At 62.5% G+C, this 18,317-nt stretch carries 12 protein-coding genes, 1 tRNA gene and 2 rRNA genes; 4 read left to right on the top strand and 11 right to left on the bottom strand.

Annotation, left to right across the window (positions count from 1 at the left end; translation table 11 throughout):
- Positions 1-22 precede the first annotated feature (22 nt).
- Genes ACX82Z_RS04020 through ACX82Z_RS04010 form a run of 3 tightly spaced genes read right to left on the bottom strand, consistent with a single transcriptional unit; the run spans position 23 to position 5,398 of the window.
- Complete coding sequence (locus ACX82Z_RS04020; RefSeq protein WP_039194727.1) at positions 23-3,202, bottom strand: error-prone DNA polymerase; 3,180 nt, start codon at positions 3,200-3,202, stop codon at positions 23-25.
- Positions 3,199-4,722 (bottom strand): Y-family DNA polymerase, encoded by a 1,524-nt coding sequence (locus ACX82Z_RS04015; protein ID WP_039194726.1) that lies wholly within the window; start codon positions 4,720-4,722, stop codon positions 3,199-3,201. The genes ACX82Z_RS04020 and ACX82Z_RS04015 overlap by 4 nt, the downstream gene beginning before the upstream one ends.
- Positions 4,637-5,398 (bottom strand): ImuA family protein, encoded by a 762-nt coding sequence (locus ACX82Z_RS04010; protein WP_039194725.1) that lies wholly within the window; start codon positions 5,396-5,398, stop codon positions 4,637-4,639. Before ACX82Z_RS04010 ends, ACX82Z_RS04015 begins: the two co-directional genes overlap by 86 nt.
- A 163-nt stretch (positions 5,399-5,561) precedes the next feature.
- Between ACX82Z_RS04010 and ACX82Z_RS04005 the strand changes: the two genes are divergently transcribed.
- Together ACX82Z_RS04005 and ACX82Z_RS04000 are read left to right on the top strand one after the other, a co-directional pair.
- Complete coding sequence (locus ACX82Z_RS04005) at positions 5,562-6,251, top strand: SOS response-associated peptidase (protein ID WP_039194724.1); 690 nt, start codon at positions 5,562-5,564, stop codon at positions 6,249-6,251.
- 20 nt (positions 6,252-6,271) lie between these two features.
- The gene (locus ACX82Z_RS04000) at positions 6,272-6,634 is read left to right on the top strand and encodes a hypothetical protein (protein WP_039194905.1); all 363 of its coding nucleotides are present in this window, start codon (positions 6,272-6,274) and stop codon (positions 6,632-6,634) included.
- 94 nt (positions 6,635-6,728) lie between these two features.
- On the opposite strand, the gene ACX82Z_RS03995 is transcribed toward ACX82Z_RS04000, so the two are convergent.
- The 5 genes from ACX82Z_RS03995 to ACX82Z_RS03975 all read right to left on the bottom strand — a co-directional run bounded on the left by ACX82Z_RS03995 (position 6,729) and on the right by ACX82Z_RS03975 (position 12,485).
- On the bottom strand, positions 6,729-10,142 hold the full coding sequence (locus ACX82Z_RS03995; RefSeq protein WP_050475054.1) for a DEAD/DEAH box helicase: 3,414 nt from the start codon (positions 10,140-10,142) through the stop codon (positions 6,729-6,731).
- Positions 10,129-10,899: a Hachiman antiphage defense system protein HamA gene (locus ACX82Z_RS03990; RefSeq protein ID WP_050475055.1), complete on the bottom strand. Its 771-nt coding sequence runs from the start codon at positions 10,897-10,899 to the stop codon at positions 10,129-10,131. Before ACX82Z_RS03990 ends, ACX82Z_RS03995 begins: the two co-directional genes overlap by 14 nt.
- A gap of 229 nt (positions 10,900-11,128) precedes the next feature.
- Positions 11,129-11,563: a thermonuclease family protein gene (locus tag ACX82Z_RS03985; protein ID WP_372026229.1), complete on the bottom strand. Its 435-nt coding sequence runs from the start codon at positions 11,561-11,563 to the stop codon at positions 11,129-11,131.
- Between the two features lie 108 nt (positions 11,564-11,671).
- Positions 11,672-12,181, bottom strand: coding sequence for a GNAT family N-acetyltransferase (locus ACX82Z_RS03980; protein ID WP_039194721.1), 510 nt, complete (start codon positions 12,179-12,181; stop codon positions 11,672-11,674).
- Between the two features lie 4 nt (positions 12,182-12,185).
- Positions 12,186-12,485 carry a type II toxin-antitoxin system TacA family antitoxin gene (locus ACX82Z_RS03975; protein ID WP_039194720.1) on the bottom strand — a complete coding sequence of 100 codons (300 nt, stop codon included), beginning with the start codon at positions 12,483-12,485 and terminating at the stop codon, positions 12,186-12,188.
- 302 nt (positions 12,486-12,787) lie between these two features.
- Between ACX82Z_RS03975 and ACX82Z_RS03970 the strand changes: the two genes are divergently transcribed.
- Positions 12,788-12,979 (top strand): hypothetical protein, encoded by a 192-nt coding sequence (locus ACX82Z_RS03970; protein WP_120443149.1) that lies wholly within the window; start codon positions 12,788-12,790, stop codon positions 12,977-12,979.
- Positions 12,980-12,998: 19 nt separating this feature from the next.
- Positions 12,999-14,651: a recombinase family protein gene (locus ACX82Z_RS03965; RefSeq protein WP_073469449.1), complete on the top strand. Its 1,653-nt coding sequence runs from the start codon at positions 12,999-13,001 to the stop codon at positions 14,649-14,651.
- On the opposite strand, the gene ACX82Z_RS03960 is transcribed toward ACX82Z_RS03965, so the two are convergent.
- From ACX82Z_RS03960 to ACX82Z_RS03950, 3 genes are all read right to left on the bottom strand, one after another.
- Positions 14,608-14,684, bottom strand: a tRNA-Met gene (locus tag ACX82Z_RS03960). The genes ACX82Z_RS03965 and ACX82Z_RS03960 overlap by 44 nt on opposite strands.
- A 229-nt stretch (positions 14,685-14,913) precedes the next feature.
- Positions 14,914-15,028: ribosomal RNA gene (gene rrf / locus ACX82Z_RS03955) — 5S ribosomal RNA — on the bottom strand.
- 254 nt (positions 15,029-15,282) lie between these two features.
- Positions 15,283-18,199 (bottom strand): 23S ribosomal RNA (locus tag ACX82Z_RS03950).
- Positions 18,200-18,317 lie beyond the last annotated feature (118 nt).

Here is an 18,317-nt window from a genome sequence, read left to right as displayed (position 1 = left end):
CCTTCTGTCAAAGCCACCGGCTTTACCGGAAATCCCGCGCCTTCACCCTGATGCCGCCGGCCACCGGCCCCTGCTTCTCGGCCGCAGCCGCCTCGCGCTGCCCGACACTCGCCAGATCCCGCGACAGATCGACGATCCGATGGGCGACAAGATGCACGACCTCGCCCTCGCGCTGAACGCGGCCCCTCACGGCGATCATGCTCGATGAGAGAATGACCCGCCGATAGCGCTCGAAGACCTTTTGCCACACGACGAGATTGGCGATGCCGGTCTCGTCCTCGAGCGTGACGAACATGACGCCATTAGCCGAGCCGGGGCGTTGGCGCACCAGGACGATCCCTGCCGCCTCCAGCCAGCGCCGGTCGCGCGCCGCCATCGCCTCGGCGCAGCTGACGATCCGGCGCTTCGCCAGGTCCTCGCGCAGGAAGGAGACCGGATGGCGGCGCAGCGACAGGCCGATATGCCCGTAATCCTCGACCACCTCGCGACCGGCGGGCATCGCTCTCAGCGCGATCGCAGGCTCGTCGAGTTCCGGAACGGTCCGCCCCTCACGGTCCGAGGCGGCGGCGAAGAGCGGCAGTTCCTCGTCGCGCAGCCCCTTGATGGCCCATTGCGCCTCGCGCCGGGCGAGGCCGAAAGCCGGACGGAATCCATCGGCCGCGGCGATCTGATCGAGCGCCGCGACGGGAACGCCGGCCCGCCGCCAGAGATCGGCGATCGAGGTGAAATTCTCATCGCCCCGCGCCGCCACGATGGCGGCGGCATGGGCATTGGCGAGGCCCTTGACCATTCGCAGTCCAAGACGGACCGCGAGACGGCTTTCGTCGCCGGTCGGCTCCAGCGTGCAATCCCAGCGGGAGGCATTGATGCAGACCGGGCGGACCTCCACCCCATGCTCGCGGGCGTCGCGCACGATCTGGGCCGGCGCATAAAAGCCCATGGGCTGGGCGTTGAGGAGCGCGGCGCAGAAGACATCCGGGTGCCAGCATTTGAGCCAGGCCGAGGCATAAGCGATCAGCGCGAAGCTCGCCGCATGGCTTTCGGGAAAACCATAGGAGCCGAAGCCTTCGAGCTGCTGGAAGGTCCGGGCCGCGAACGGCTCCTCATAGCCGCGCGCGATCATCCCCGAGATCAGCCGGTCGCGGAACTTCGAGACGCCGCCGGTATGTTTGAAGGTCGCCATGCTCTTGCGCAGGAGATCGGCCTCGCCCGCGGTAAAGCCCGCGCATTCGATGGCGACGCGCATCGCCTGTTCCTGGAACAGCGGCACGCCGAGCGTCTTTCCCAGCACCTTCTCCAGCTCGGGCCGGGGATAATCGACCTCTTCCAGGCCCTCGCGCCGGCGCAGATAGGGATGAACCATATCGCCCTGGATCGGCCCCGGCCGCACGATCGCGACCTGCACCACCAGGTCGTAATAGGTCCGGGGTTTCAAGCGCGGCAGCATCGACATCTGCGCCCGGCTCTCGATCTGGAAGGTGCCGAGCGTATCGGCTTTGCGGATCATCGCATAGGTGCGCGGATCCTCGGCCGGGATCGACGCCAGATCGAGGTGGATATCCTTGTGCTCGGCCAACAGGTCCAGCCCCCGGCGCATGCAACTCAGCATGCCGAGCGCCAGGACATCGACCTTCATGAAGCGCAGCGCGTCGATATCGTCCTTGTCCCATTCGATGATCTGGCGCCCCTCCATCGCCGCGGGCTCGATGGGCACGAGATCGTCGAGCCGGTCATGGGTCAGCACGAAACCGCCCGGATGCTGCGACAGATGCCGCGGCGCGCCGCGAAGCTGGGCGGCCAGTTCGAGCGTCAGGCGCAACCGGCGATCCTCCGGATTGAGGTTGAGATCGCGGAGCTGCTGCTCGGTGACACCAGCCTCGGACCCGCCCCAGAGCTGGCCGGACAGCGTCTGGATCAGGTCTTCGGGAAGCCCCAGGGCCTTGCCCACGTCCCGCAGCGCGCCCTTGGAGCGATAGCGGATGACGGTGGCGGTCAGAGCGGCGCGCTCGCGGCCGTAATGCTCATAGACCCACTGGATCACCTCCTCGCGCCGCTCATGCTCGAAATCCACGTCGATATCGGGCGGCTCGCGGCGCTCCTCGGAGACGAAGCGCTCGAACAGGAGATCGTTGCGGCCGGGATCGATCGCGGTGATGCCGAGCACATAGCAGACGGCCGAGTTCGCCGCCGATCCGCGCCCCTGGCAGAGGATGCCGCGCGACCGGGCGAAGCGGACGATGCTGTTCACCGTGAGGAAGTAGGGCGCGTAATCGAGCTTGCCGATCAGGGCCAGCTCATGCTCCAGCGCGGCGGTCACCTCCTCGGGCACGCCCTCGGGATAGCGGTGTGCGGCGCCCTCCCAGGTCAGCCGCTCCAGGGTTTCCTGCGGGGTCAGCGCCTGATCGTCGCGCTCTTCGGGATATTGATAGCGCAGCTCGTCGAGCGAGAAGCGGCAGCGATCCGCGATCTCACGCGTCCGGGCCAAAGCCTCGGGCCAGCGCGCGAAGAGCCGGTGCATTTCGGCGGGCGGCTTCAGATAGCGGTCGGCATGGCGCTCGCGCCGGGCGCCGAGCGCATCGACGGTGACATTGTGGCGGATCGCGGTGACGACATCCTGCAGGATGCGGCGGCCGGGTTCGTGGAAGAGCACGTCATTGGTCACCACGGTGGGCACGCCGATCCGCGCGGCGAGCGTCGACAGCTCCCAGAGGCGCATCTGGTCATTGGGCCGCCGCCGCAGCGTCAGGCCGAGATAGGCGCGATCGCCGAAAGAGTCGCGCAGGCGCCTCAGGCGCAAACCGCAGGTCTCGTCGGCAAGGTCCGGCACGAGGACCGCGATCAGCCCTTCGCCATAGGCGGTGAGATCGTCCCATTCGAGATGACAGCGCGCCTTGCCCGCCCGCCCCTTGCCCAGCGACAGGAGTCGGCAGAGCCGCGACCAGGCCGCCCGGTCGGTCGGATAGACCAGCGCCGACATGCCGCAGACGAGATCGAGGCGGCAGCCGACGATCAGCCGCACGCCCGCCTCCTTCGCCGCCTCATGGGCGCGCACGATACCGGCCAGCGTGTTGCGATCGGTCACGGCCATGGCCTCGATCCCCATCGCCGCGGCGGCAGCGAGCAGCTCCTCGGCCGCGGAGGCTCCGCGCAGGAAGGAGAAATTCGACGTCACCTGCAATTCGGCGTAGGCGGGCGCGCTCATCCGAAAATCCCGTGCAGGAACCAGCGATGCGAGCCGGTGGCGGCATCCTCGCCATCGCCGGAGCGGAAGATCCAGAAGCGTTCGCCGGCATCGTCCTCGACCCGGAAATAGTCCCGCACCGCGATCAGCTCGGCATCGCGCTTCCACCATTCCCCGAAGATGCGCTCCGGTCCGTCGGCCCGTCGGACCCGGCGACGCACGCCCTTCCAGGAGAACCAGTTCGGCGGATGGTCCGGCAGGAGCGCCATGGTCTCGATCGGCTCCGGCCGGGAGAGCAGCCGCGAAGGGCGCGGCCAATGGTCGGGCCAGCCCGCACCCGTATCCTCGGCGAGTGCCGGCAGACGACGGACCGAGCGCTCGGGCACATCGCTCGCCACCGGCGCGAAACGATAGACCGCCCGCGCGCCGACCCGATTGGCCAGCGTGTCGATCAGGCCGGACAGATCCGGCGCGCCCTCCTCGATCAGGCTGCTGGCCGCCTGCCGCAAAGGCAGGGGTTCGGCAAGGGTGGCGGTCAGCGACATGATCTCGATGCCGAAGCCCGGCGCGATGGTCTCGATCCTGTCGCAGAGAAGCCGGGTCAGGCGCGCGGAATCCCGCACCGGCATGGCCAGGCCGATGCGCACCGTCTCGATCCGGTTGTCGACCCGGTGGCAGAGCAGGTCGAGACGGCGCGCGCCAAGACCCCGCCCCTCGAGCGCCTCGCAGAGCGCCATGACCAGCTTGCGAATATAGCGCGCGATGGTCTCGGCGGCGCCGATGGGCTCTGCGAAGACGCGGCGAACCGAGACCAGCTCCTCGGGCCGGATCGGTTCGATGGGTTCGGCGATCTCGCCCAGGGCCTGATCGAGACGCCGGCAGAGCTCCGGGCCGAAGCGCCGGGTCAGAGGCGCGCGCGGCTGCCCGATCAGGTCGCCGATGCGGACAAAGCCGAGGTCGTTCAGCCCCGCCGCGATCGCGGGTGGCAGGCGCAGGGCTTGCAGCGGCAGCGGTGCGAGTCCTGGGATGGTTTCGCCGGGAGGAGTGACAAACAGCGGATCGGCCGCGTAGCGCGCCAGCGCATGGGCCGCGCCCCAGCTATCGGCGATGGCTGCGCGGGCGGTGACGCCGGACATGACAAGCCGCCCGGTCAGCGCCTCCAGCATGGCCGCCTCACCGCCATGCAGATGGTCGGCGCCGGTCGCGTCGATGACGATCCCGTCCGGCGCGTCGGCGGCGGCGATAGGTGAGAAGCGTTGCAGCACCCAGAGCGCGAGGCGTTCGAGGCTGTCCAGGTCGGCCCGCGGGTCGGCGGGCTCGATGTGGAGGCCGGGCACCATCGCCTGGGCCTTGGTGACAGGCATTCCGGCGCGCAGGCCGAGCGCCCGCGCGGCCGGATCGGCCGCCGTCACCACCCGGCGGTTCTTCTCCCTTCCGGCGATGACCAGCGGCGCCTCACCGGGCGGCGCTGCGTCGCCCGCCTTCCGCCGCAACCGGTCTGTCGGCCAGTTCGGCAGGAAGACAGAGATGACCCGAGCCATCGCACGCCTCCAGTTCGATATCGAGACATTCGCCCGCCCGCGCCCGGATCAGCTCGACCAGCCAGCGCGGCCGCCCGACGCCGGGAACTGGAAGGGACGAGGACGGCAGCGCCGAGATCCGCCAGCGGGTCATCGCCGCCGTCGGCTGCCCGAAATCGCTGGCCTCCGCCTGTCGCCGCCAGCGGCGCAACGCGATGCAGATCGTCGCCGAGCCTTTCGCGGCCAGATGCAGCCGCCGCGAGGCGGTCATCGGCAGGCGCGCGACGTCGCCCACGACCGCCCCCAGCCCGCCATGCCGCAGCCCTTCCTCCATACAGGCCAGAACGGCCTTGTCGTCTCCGGCTTCGACGAAGATCACCCGGCCGGGCGGCAGTCCGGCCTGCTCCAGCCCCGGTGCGAAGAGATCCTGTAGCGCCACGCACCAGAGCACCTGCCCGGTGGTGCGGGCGGCGATCCCGGCCGTGAAACAGGCCGCAGCCGCGCCATCCACCGCCCCGTTGCCGCCTCCGGCGACTTCATGGAGGCATCCGAGCGCCAGCCCGCCACCGGGCAGCTTGCGATCCAGCGGCGCGATCCCGAAGGGCAGCACCTCGTGCGGATGCGCGCCATCGCCTTCGAGCCGCGCGATGCGCGCCCGAAGGTCGGCAATGGCTGGGCTGTCGGCACGGCTGGGCATATGAGGATGGCGTCTCCGGGGCTTTGCACTGGTCGATTCCGTTGCTATGTTCTTTATTTGTTCTCTTACAGGTCGAGAGTCGATCTCGGCCATCCCGGAAGTGATCGACGGGGTGCAATGCCCTATGGTGACGTAAAGTATTCGCAAGGAGAGTGGCGGGGCGATGTGCAATCTCTATCGCATTACGACCAATCAGCAGGCGATCCGGGATTTCGTGGCAGCCACCCATGACAGTATCGGCAATCTCGAACCGTCGATGGACGTCTATCCCGACCGGCCGGCGCCGGTGGTGCGCAACACCGACGGCGGGCGGGAACTGGCCTCATTGACCTGGGGTATGCCCACGCCCGTCGAATATCTGAAATCCCGCGACGCGCCGGACACCGGCGTCACCAATATCCGCAACACGGCCAGCCCTCACTGGCGCAAATGGCTCGGGCTCGAGAATCGCTGCGTGGTCCCGGCCACCGCCTTTTCCGAATATGGGCAAAAGCCCGATCCAGTCACGAAGCGCAAACCGCTGCACTGGTTCGCCCTCGATGAGACCCAGCCCCTGTTCTTCTTCGCGGGAATCTGGACGCCGTGGCGCGGAACCCGCGGCTCGAACCGGACCCCGCGTCCGGGCGATCATCAACTGTTCGCCTTCCTGACGACCGAGGCCAATGGCGTGGTGAAGCCGATCCATCCGAAGGCCATGCCCGTCATTCTGACGAGCCACGAAGAAGTCGAGACCTGGCTGACCGCCGACTGGAACGAAGCCAAGACGCTGCAGCGGCCGCTGCCCGATGATCGGTTGGTGATCCTGGAAACGCCAGCCAATACAGCCGCCGATGGCATGTTGCCGGGCATCTGACAATGATCCGGAGGACGAACATGGGCCGGAAGGAAGAAGAACAGTTAGCGGCGACGCTCGCCAAGGCGATGGCGATGATCTGCGTCCGCAACAGCATGCTGGAGGACCTGCATGCCGGCCCGGTCCCGGTCACGAAGACCGGCGACTATTCCGATGTCTTCGTCATCGACGCCGACGGCAATCGCATTCCCTGGAGAACCGTGTCGAGGTTCGACGATGACGAGATGCGCGACCTGATGCGCCAGGTGGTCAATCGGCTCTACACGTTCCAGACCTGCTTCGCCGAGCCGCAGTTTCAGGCGTTGATCGACAAGTGGCTCGATGTTGCGCGCCACTGGGACGAGCCGGTCATCGACGAGCGCCTCGCGGGAAGGCCCAGCTAGCCGATCGTACGGACTGTCGGTGGGACGGCTGAGGTGATAGCCGCAGCGCGATTTCCCAAAGCGGCCCTCCGTAATCCTTGAAGCATTCGCGCGCTTAGGGCTCAGACCAAGACGCGTGGGAGCGACCATGCCGGCGAATGATCGCCTGAGGGCTGCCTTCATCAAAGCGAGCAGTCAGCACACTTGGAGCGGCGTCAACCATACTTTGCCCAAGCATGGCTACCACTTTGAAGTCAGGCGTAAGAACCCACACGGCATTGTCTGTTTCGTCGACCTCGACCCGATATGGACTGGCCGGAACCGGAACGATCTGCCGCGTCGCCGGTTCGATATTTATACGCCAGTCGCGCGAGGTCCAACGCTGGCTGATGCGGTTCAGCATCTCGGCCCTGAATGCTTTCCAAATGTCGTTGGTCGCTGGCGTTGGCCAGTCTCCGGCATCTGTCATCGCGACAACTTCATTGGTTTCGAGCCAGACAACGAGACCATCGTTATCGATGAAAATCGGATCCTGATCATTAATTGCGGCGAGGGCCGCGGCTCTTGAAGGAAGTCCGGCGCGCACAAGCATCGCCATCGTGTAGCGCGGCAGCCCGGCCTCAAGACAGGCAGCGGCTGTGCCGGCAATGATCTCGGGTTGCCAGCCAAGCGCAACCCTTCGGGTACGAAGTGCCTCCAGCGCCCAGACGAGCCGATACGTAAATACGTCCTCGATGAAACGCATGTTGTCCGGCCCGATCTCGTGCACTGGCGTTCCGGAAACCCACGCGGCCAGGATCTCGCGCCAATTGCCCGGCAGAGGATCGTCAGGAACAAAGGGGCGGATAGCGAGTAAGCGCTCCGCAAGCGTGGTAAGCGATGCAACGAGCACCTCGCTATCGCCGGGCAACGCTGCCTCGTCGGCTTGGTCGAGCAACACGGCGAGCTCGTCGGCCATCGCGTCGAGTGTCAATCCGGACTCAAGCCCAACACCCATCGCAAAATGACCGCGCCTTTGATCGGCGTTCGTCTGCGACCAGATCAGCCCCGAGCGCGCCCTGAACAATTCAAGCTGGCGCTCACGCAGGTCATCGCCACGGCGGGCAAGCTGCCGCGCCCAAAGCGAACCGTTCAGCGACTCGTCGATGAGCCGCGGCAAGTCCGCATCATCAGCATCCAGCGCTTCGACAAGACCAAGGATCGCGTGATCGAGTTTCTCTAGCAGAAGCTCGAAAGGCTCGTCGTCTTCCTCGTCGACATGGATGTTCCAGGCATCTCGGTTGTTGGCGAGATACTCAAAGGCGTCGTCTCGACTTAGCGTCCCGCTGCGCGCCAGACGATTGAGAATTTCGCTGGCGATCTGAATAAGCCCGCTCTCAAGCGTCCGGGCCCTTGATGCGTTCACAAGCTCGCGCCATGCCTGCCTGCGCCAACGCAGCGGTTCGAACATTACGTGGATCACAAGCCCTTCGAGATCGACGAAGGCGCGTCCGGCGCGCCCCGCGACGTTCGCAAATTCCTCGCCGGTGAGGGGAGTTCCCGCGCGATACAGGGTCGGCACAAGCAGGACCGCTGCGTTGAGATTAAGCCCCTGGGCGAGGGTCGGCGATGCGATAGTCACAGTTAGAACGCCTTCGTTTAGCAGGCGTTCGACCTCGCGAAGGAAAGGGTTAGGTAAACGCGCGTGATGAATGGCCACGCCCAGTTCAAGGCAGCGGACGGCCGGATGCTCTGCACCTAGCCATTCAGCCCCAACCGATTTCGCCCTCTCTATTGCGCCTTCGTCAGCAAGAAGTGGAGCGATGAAGCCACGCCGGGCGAGGTCGACAATGCGCGTTGCGTAGCTCTCGACATGATCCCGCTGCGTACAGAATACCAATGTGCGCTTGCCCTCATCGGCAAACTGCCATGCCGCAGCAATGGTCAACTCGGGATTGTCTCTGGGAAACGGCGTTCGACGCGGAGCGATGGGAGGCTGCTCCGTGACAAAGTTCTGGATGAAGGGTCCGTCATCATCAAGATCGAATGTCAGGCGCGCTCCCTGTCCGCCCCACGCCAGCGTTCCGAAACGCTGACGGGTCGGCCGCCAGCTTGATTTCACCGCTTCGCCCTCGGCATCGCTACGCACCCACGCCGTCAGATCTTCGAGTTGTTCGCCATCGGGCAGGATCGCCGACAGGCAGACGATACGCCGGTCGACCGCGTCCGCGCGGCGCAGAAGCCTTTGCACGAGAATTTCGTAGCGGAGCTCGCGCTCGCTCGGCCCTATCAGATGTCCCTCATCCAGAACGATCAATCCGATATCATCCAGCAATTGCGGATTGCTTCTTAGCGCGAAGTCCAGCTTTTCCGGCGTCGCAATAACGATGTCGTGCGAGCGCAGTGCGTCCTGGTCTCCCGGCATTGCGCCGCTCGCACCGTAGAGCGAGGACACCGAAAATCCGAGAGGACCGAACGTCTTGCGAAAGGACCGCTCGGTCTGCGCCGACAGTGCCCGCAGCGGCGTCACGAGCAACACCCGCTTCTCTGCACTGAGCGACATGAGGGTGCAGATTTCCGCGACGCGGGTCTTTCCAGCACTCGTCGGCAGAGCCACCACGAGATCATCAGTCAAATCGGTTGCGCGGCGCGCCGCGCCGATCTGCGAAGGCCAGAGCTCAACCTCGGCCGTCTTGCGCGCATAAAGCGACGCAAGAAACATCTCCCGCAGCGCGGCATAACCATCCGTGCCGGCTGGCCCGATTTGAGGCAGCACATGGTGGAGGCTATTGCCCCAGAGATCGTCAATTAAATTTCGGGCTACGCGGATGATCCACCAATGGGATACCGCACCGACATTGCTGGCCACTCTCAGAGCGCGCCGGAGTATTGATAGCGCTCCGTCGTGCATAGCGGTATCGCCGGTGAGCAACGCGAATTCGAAGAACGCGAAAGCTCTGAAGACCGCCGTAGTCAGCATGATCGACAAGATGTCGTCGATCTCCTGATCGCCGACCTCGAGAGCAGCTTGGAGAGCATCGTCGCCGTATTCAGGATTGCGCAGCCAGGATCGCGCCTCGTCACGCAGAGTCCCGAGATCACTAAGGAGTAGCCGTACGATCACGCGTTCTGCGGGCGCAAGATTCGCTTCTTCTTCGGCCTGAGACATCAGCGAGAACGCCATCGCTGCGTACCCCGCGAGATGGTACGAGGCCGCGCCCATCACACGCCAGAAGCCACGCTGGGAGAGTTCCGGTGACCCGTTGCGGACAAGGGCCTCGAAGGCATTGCCAGCCTTGAGAAAGCCCTCGCGCCATATTGCTGGGTCGCCCTCGCCCCGCTCCCGCAGGGCGAGCGATGCACGGAGCAAAGAGAATCCATACTCGGACAAATCGGTGTCGAGACTCACCGCGAAAGCCGGAGCACCCTCGGGAAGTTGGCCGGCCCTCCTAATGATCGCCCGCGCGTCACCCCGTGCTTGAAGCCGACCGCGTACCGTCGGCTGCGCCATCACTTCGATAAATTCCTGAAGCTCCTCAATCGTTTCCAAGGCTCTCGGCCTCTTCATAAATCCAGGCGATGAACTCCTGGTGGTCGTTTATGCGGAGGTTCACCGAGATATGGCCGTGGTCACCGCCAGCACCTGCAAGATCGGCTTCGAGGTCGGCGCGCCGGTCGTTGCCGGTTAACGTGAACAGTCCATGCGTGACATCACGCGCCCGAATCGTGCCTCTGCCGACAGCATTGCGGATTTGGCGACCTAGCGCCTCGTCTTCTTCGCTCCCCTCCAGCAACCTATCGGCTACAAACAGTAGGGAGATCGGCGTGGGACGGCCATCGTCGTCATTGAGCCGGGCACGAGCGGCGTTTATCACACCTGCGGCCATCGCCTGACCGCTCTTGGCCTCGCCCTTCAGATAGGCAAGGCGTCCATCTACCTCCTCGATGCCGAGGAAATCATCGCCGCGCAGGGCCATTTCGCGACCGTCCTTGTAGCGCAGGCGGCGAACGGGGATCCGGAATCCAGTCTGGTGCTCCACAAACTCCGTAGCCAATATCTCGCCTACTTCGCCGGACCGCGTTCTGGCGTCGGTCGGCAAGCGCTCGCGAAGAATGGCAGCAGCGCCGGGGAATCCCAGCTCGGCAATGTCGTCGGCAATGTGCCGCGGATCGTCGTAGTGAGCGCGGACACGCTCCATGAGGTCCGCCTGGACTGCGACTCTACCGCCACCTCTCTCGCCAAGCACAAAGAGGCGCTTTCTTTCGCCGTGCTCCGCCTCCTCGATGTTCAGCCAGTCTTCAATCATAAATATTTGTTATCAGGCCCTGATGACTGAAGAAAGCAACCACGAACATGTAGCTTCTTACCGTAGCCATCAACTTCGGAGGTGACGCGCCGAATGGCTGATGTTCCGTGCGTGCCTCCGGATGTTGCACCTGCGAGGTTGGAAACTGCGCGTACGCAGCAACAAGGCGCATTGTCAGCATAACTGGCATCTCACCTCGCCGCTCCACGCGCGGTTCGCATTGCCGCACCTACCGGCTGCACCACCATTCATCGCCGTCAGGCCAGGAGCGAGCCAGCCCTTCTTCGATCAGGATGTCGCCGATGTCGCGACCACCGATTCTGATCGTCACGAGCGTCCGCGTGCCGGTGTTATCCCGCTCTCCATATTCGACAGTCCAGTTATGCGAGTTCAGCAGCTCGATCACCCGGTCGCTGGCTCGGTGTGCCAGCGCGACTTCGGCCTCGCCACCGCAGATGTGGGTTTGCGGTTCCGGGGTGTCATATCCCTCCATGCGCAGCTTTTCCCCGTCAATCCAGATCGTGTCACCGTCGACGAGACAATATTCGTCAGCGGTGCGCGCCTGACCGGGAACGCACTTCGCAATCTGCGGCCGAGGCTGAGCCTGGGCAGGTTCCGGCAGGCCGCCGACCGCCCAAGATAGAGCGAGGGAAAGCACGAACATCTGCCAGCGGAATGTGGACAATGGGGGGAGACGAATTTGCATGGGCAGATCTGGTCTACTGCAATCTGAGTGAACGGGCGGATCGCTGGGGTGAGGCCAGCCAAGCATTCAACCTCCAGCCTCACCGAGCGAGGCCGCGATGTCGTTGATCGATCGGAGCAGAACCAGGGGATCATCCCTGGACGGCTCAAAGCCGCGCCGCCTCCAGAATTCGGCGGCTTCACCATCGACGGCATTGACCAACAAGGCCCGTCCGCCGATCAGCGAAGCGGCCTGAACGCAGCGCTGGAGGGCGTGCTTCACAAGACCGGTCCCGATGCCCAGCCCTGCCCAACCCGTATCGGTCGCGAGCTGGCCGAGTAGCATGCACGGGACCGGATTGGGTGGCTGCCCCGTCCGGATCGAACGCGGCAGCACCGATGGCACAACGGCGGTCGGCGCCAGGCCATAGTAACCGACCACGCGTCCGGCCTCGTGCACGACAAGGACGGCGGTGAAGCCCTTCTGCTGATTGGAGAGGGCGCGCGTCTTCAGCCAGTGGTCAAGCGTGGGCTTGCCACAGGAGAAATCAGACACATCGTGAGCGGCGGTAAGCGGTTCGGGGCCTGACAGTTGCAATGGCTTACCGCTTCGCCACGTAGCCGGGCTCCCACGGCGCGGGCCGTTTCAGAACTTCGACCATCTCCGGAACGGGAGCGGCCGGACGCGCCAGCACATCCATGAACTCAGCGAAGCCCTCTGGACTCATCCGGATCAGCCCCTGCTCCATGACGACCTCCTCGGCCGCGCGCACTGCGGCGTCGCGCACGAAATCGGTGCGCGAGCGGCCGCGCAGGCTCGCTGCGCGATCGATCATTGCGACATCCGCCTCGGGCAGGCGCATCGAGATCGGATATTCCTTGCGTTCGGCGGTCGTGGCCATGGCGAATCTCCTTGGTCGGTATATAGCGCCTTGTATCGCGAATTACAATACGCTAGGGTTGCGTCAACAGTCAATGACCTCACGAGGAGAGGCGACGAGGCCAATGATGACCGGGTCAGCGAGGGATTCCGATAGGTTATTTTGCTACGCAAAGGCACGCCCGGCTGCGCTTGGCCACGCCATGGCACGATTGCCCGCGCCAATCGCCGCCGAATATTCGCCTTCAATTTCCGTTGCTTATGCTTCCCTCGGGGCGAATGCTGCAAGCTATGACCTTGCGAGCCCCAGGAAACCCGGCAAAGATGACAGGAGGAGAGCGCGAAGCGCTGCTCGAATCCTTGCTGCTGGACGCGCCGGAGCTGACGTTTACGCCGCGTGGCAATCCCGACCCTCGCCTTCTGCGTCTGGTCGGCATCCTGGCGAGGCAGGCGGCGCAGGAGTGCTATGCAGAGGAAGTGAAGATGTCACGGCAAAGGAGGAAGCGCTCCTCCTGATACGGACGGGAGCCAGGTTTTGAAAGTCGCGATCTACGCCCGCTATTCTTCCGACAATCAACGCGACGCTTCCATCGCCGACCAGTTCCGTATGTGCCGTCTCCATGCCGAGAAGCAGGGCTGGCATATCGTCGAGGAGTATTCGGACCACGCGATCTCCGGCGCCTCGCTGATCCGCCCAGGCATTCAGGCGCTCATGGCCGACGCAATGGGCGGCCGTTTCGACCTGATCCTGGCCGAAGCGATGGACCGCCTCTCCCGCGATCAGGAAGACATCGCGGGCATCTTCAAGCGCATGTCGTATGCCGACGTGAAGATGTTCACCCTGTCGGAAGGCGAGGTGACGCATCTGCATGTCGGTCTCAAGGGCACGATGAATGCGCTGTTCCTGAAGGATCTGGCCGACAAGACCCGCCGCGGGCAGCGCGGCCGCGTCGAGGCGGGCAAATCGGGTGGTGGCAATGCCTATGGCTACGATGTGGTCAAGAAACTCGATGCGAACGGCGAGCCGATCCGCGGCGATCGCACCATCAACGAGTTCCAGGCCGAGGTGGTCCGCCGCATCTTCCGCGACTACGCCGCCGGCAAGTCGGCCAAGACCATCGCCTTCGCCCTGAACAAGGAAGGCATTCCCGCTCCGTCAGGCGGCGATTGGGGGTTCAGCACGATCAACGGCAACCCGAAACGGGGCAATGGCATCCTCAACAATGAGATGTATATCGGCAAGATCGTCTGGAACCGGCAGCGCTTCGTCAAGGATCCGAACACCGGCAAGCGGCAGGCCCGCCCCAACCCGGAAGAGGAATGGGTCATCCAGGAAACGCCGGAGCTGCGCATCCTCGATGACGATCTCTGGAACGCCGTGAAGGCGCGGCAGGAGAAGAACAAGATCGCCCGGAAGGAAAACGGCGAGGCCGATCTCTCCCGGATCAATACCCGCCGCCGCCCCAAATACCTCTTCTCGGGATTGACCAAATGTTCCTGCTGTGGTGGCGGCTATTCCGCGATCTCGGCGACGCTGATCGGATGTGCGACGGCGCGCAACAAGGGGACCTGCGACAACCGGGTCAACATCCGCCGCGACGAGTTGGAAGCGCGTGTGCTGAACGCACTGCGTACCAAACTCGTCGATCCGGAGCTCTTCACCCATTTCTGCGAGGTCTTCACGCAGGAGATGAACCGGCTGCGCATGGAGGGCCGCGCCGAGATCGCGTCGGCCGAGGCGGAGATTGCGAAGATCGATCGGGAACTCGAGACCCTCCTCAATTTGATACTGAAGGGTGGGGCCGCTGACGCGCTCAACGCGAAGATGGTGGCGATTGAGAAACGCAAGAAGGAACTTGAACTGTTCCTGGCCGAAGCCGACGAGCCGCCACCCCTGCTGCACCCGAGCATGGCACTGCAATACCGCAAGCGGGTCCAACAGCTTTACGACGCCCTGCAGGACGAAGACGAGGGGAAGCGGATCGAGGCCGCCGACACGCTGCGCTCGCTCGTGGATCAGATCGAGCTGACGCCGGTCGACGGCAAGGTGGAGATCGCCGTTCAGGGCGATCTCGCTGGAATCCTTACGATTTCCACGCAAAGCAAAAACCCCGCAGCGGGGGCTACGGGGTCGCAAGTAAAGATGGTTGCGGGGGCAGGATTTGAACCTGCGACCTTCAGGTTATGAGCCTGACGAGCTACCGGGCTGCTCCACCCCGCGTCACCGAGTATCGGCGTTTTGCCGGCCGGGCAGCCCGGTCTTTTTGGTTTGTTCGTCCTTGGAAGCTTTGCTTCCTGTGGTTGAACGGGGCGCTGCTCCCCCTGTCACCATGGTCCGGCGCTTTGCCGGGAATGGCTATGTCCTGAATGCGTTGGGCCGCTTGCGCGGCCCGTTTTCCGCCTTGCGGTGGAATGTCGTGAAGAGAAGATTGATTTCATGCATTTGGCAGACCTGGCAGCGACCTACTCTCCCGCGTCTTGAGACGAAGTACCATCGGCGCTGGGGCGTTTCACGGCCGTGTTCGGAATGGGAACGGGTGCTATAACCCCGCCAGAACCACCAGGTCGGCGAAAGGCATGAAGGTTCGAGAAGCTGGTGATGAAGGGAATAGGGAAGTAGCGAAAGGGAAGAGATTGTCCCTGATACCTACTTTGCACCCTGCCCTTTGAAGTTGTGCTTCGGGCGAAGCCCGAGCCATCGACTGATGGCCGGCGCTGATGCGCCGCGCGCGCAGCTGCCGCGGTCCGAAGGACTGCGAATGGCAGCGTGAGCGAGAGAAGCACTCATCCGACTTGTCGGATGGGTATAAGTAATGTGAATGATCAAGCCGATCGAGCTATTAGTACCGGTAAGCTTCATGCGTTGCCGCACTTCCACACCCGGCCTATCAACGTGGTCGTCTTCCACGGCTCTGATAGGGAATACTCGTTTTCAGGTGGGTTTCCCGCTTAGATGCCTTCAGCGGTTATCCCGTCCGTATATAGCTACCCTGCTATGCGGCTGGCGCCACAACAGGTCCACCAGAGATACGTCCATCCCGGTCCTCTCGTACTAGGGACAGATCCTGTCAATATTCCTACACCCACGGCAGATAGGGACCGAACTGTCTCACGACGTTCTGAACCCAACTCACGTACCGCTTTAAATGGCGAACAGCCATACCCTTGGGACCTGCTCCAGCCCCAGGATGCGATGAGTCGACATCGAGGTGCCAAACAACCCCGTCGATATGGACTCTTGGGGGTCATCAGCCTGTTATCCCCGGCGTACCTTTTATCCGTTGAGCGATGGCCCTTCCACGCGGGACCACCGGATCACTATGACCGACTTTCGTCTCTGCTCGACTTGTCAGTCTTGCAGTCAGGCGGGCTTATGCCATTGCACTCGACGAACGATTTCCGACCGTTCTGAGCCCACCATCGCGCGCCTCCGTTACTCTTTAGGAGGCGACCGCCCCAGTCAAACTACCCACCATACACTGTCCCGGACCCGGATGACGGGCCGCGGTTAGACATCCATATAAGTAAGGGTGGTATTTCAAGGATGACTCCACAAAGGCTGGCGCCCCTGCTTCAAAGTCTACCACCTATCCTACACATGCCGACACGAATGCCAGTGTAAAGCTATAGTAAAGGTGCACGGGGTCTTTCCGTCTAACCGCAGGAACCCCGCATCTTCACGGGGAATTCAATTTCACTGAGTCTCTGCTGGAGACAGCGGGGAAGTCGTTACGCCATTCGTGCAGGTCGGAACTTACCCGACAAGGAATTTCGCTACCTTAGGACCGTTATAGTTACGGCCGCCGTTTACCGGGGCTTCGATTCAAAGCTTGCACCTCTCCTCTTAACCTTCCGGCACCGGGCAGGCGTCAGACCCTATACGTCGTCTTGCGACTTCGCAGAGCCCTGTGTTTTTGATAAACAGTCGCTACCCCCTGGTCTGTGCCACCCCCATACGGTTGCCCGCATAAGGGTCACGCTTATCCCGAAGTTACGCGTGCAATTTGCCGAGTTCCTTCAGCAGAGTTCTCTCAAGCGCCTTGGTATGCTCTACCTGACCACCTGTGTCGGTTTCGGGTACGGTCTATACGCGGGAGCTATTTCCTGGAACCGCTTCGCTGCCCAACCAATCCAATAAGGATGGACAACACACGCGATCCGTCACTACCCGCAGGCCCACGAATATTAACGTGGTTCCCATCGACTACGCATTTCTGCCTCGCCTTAGGGGCCGGCTAACCCTGCTCAGATTAACTTTAAGCAGGAACCCTTGGTCTTTCGGCGAGGGGGTCTCTCACCCCCTTTATCGTTACTCATGTCAGCATTCGCACTTCTGATACCTCCAGCAGTCCTCACGGATCTGCCTTCGCAGGCTTACAGAACGCTCCGCTACCGCTTGACCCTTGCGGATCAAACCCAAAGCTTCGGTGCATGGCTTTAGCCCCGTTACATTTTCGGCGCAAAACCCCTTAATTAGACCAGTGAGCTGTTACGCTTTCTTTAAATGATGGCTGCTTCTAAGCCAACATCCTGGTTGTTTTGGGAGTCTCACATCCTTTCCCACTTAGCCATGACTTGGGGACCTTAGCTGTTGGTCAGGGTTGTTTCCCTCTCCACGACGGACGTTAGCACCCGCCGTGTGTCTGCCGACTAGTACTCCTCGGTATTCGGAGTTTGGTTAGGTTTGGTAATCCGGTGAGGACCCCTAGCCCATCCAGTGCTCTACCCCCGAGGGTATTCGGTCGACGCTCTACCTAAATAGATTTCGCGGAGAACCAGCTATTTCCAAGTTTGATTGGCCTTTCACCCCTAGCCACAAGTCATCCCAATCTATTGCAACAGATACGGGTTCGGCCCTCCAGTTGGTGTTACCCAACCTTCAGCCTGCTCATGGCTAGATCACTTGGTTTCGGGTCTAATGCGACAAACTGAACGCCCATTTCAGACTCGCTTTCGCTGCGCCTTCACCTACCGGCTTAAGCTTGCTTGCCACACTAAGTCGCTGACCCATTATACAAAAGGTACGTGGTCACCATTTCAGGCTCCCACTGTTTGTAGGCAATCGGTTTCAGGTACTCTTTCACTCCCCTTGTCGGGGTGCTTTTCACCTTTCCCTCACGGTACTGGTTCACTATCGGTCATGCACGAGTACTTAGGCTTGGAAGGTGGTCCTCCCAATTTCAGACAGGATTTCACGTGTCCCGCCTTACTCAAGGACTTACAGTCGCATTACGTGTACGGGGCTATCACCCATATTGCCCGACTTTCCAGACGGTTCCACTTGTCTCATGTAAGCCACTGGCCTGGTCCGCGTTCGCTCGCCACTACTTGCGGAGTCTCGGTTGATGTCCTTTCCTTCGGGTACTTAGATGTTTCAGTTCCCCGAGTTCGCCTCTTATCCCTATGTATTCAGAATAAGATACCTTTTAACGATACTTGGAAACCAACGCTGTTGGTTGCTTCGCCCAACGAACCAAAGGTTCGCAAGGCCGACCGGCTGTCGCACCTGATGGTGCGCGCCGGCGCAGGGCCAGACCGCCAAAGGCGGTCGGTACGGCCCGTGAGCCAAACAAATCAACAAAGTTGATTTCCCAAGTATCTAAGGTGGGTTTCCCCATTCGGAAATCGCCGGATCAAAGCTCATTCGCAGCTCCCCGACGCTTATCGCAGCGTATCACGTCCTTCATCGCCTGTGCATGCCAAGGCATCCACCAATTGCCCTTAAGACACTTGATCATTCACATTGCCAATACCCATCCATCCCGCACAACCCCGGCAGGTCGAAGACCTGACAAAAAAGAATTATGCGGCAAAAAGAATGAGGCATTGCAATTATTAAAGACCAGCTTCTCGA

It is taken from the genome of Aliihoeflea sp. PC F10.4, assembly GCF_054612275.1.
The sequence above is the reverse complement of the archived record's forward strand: the minus strand, read 5'-3'. Positions and strand labels throughout refer to the sequence as shown.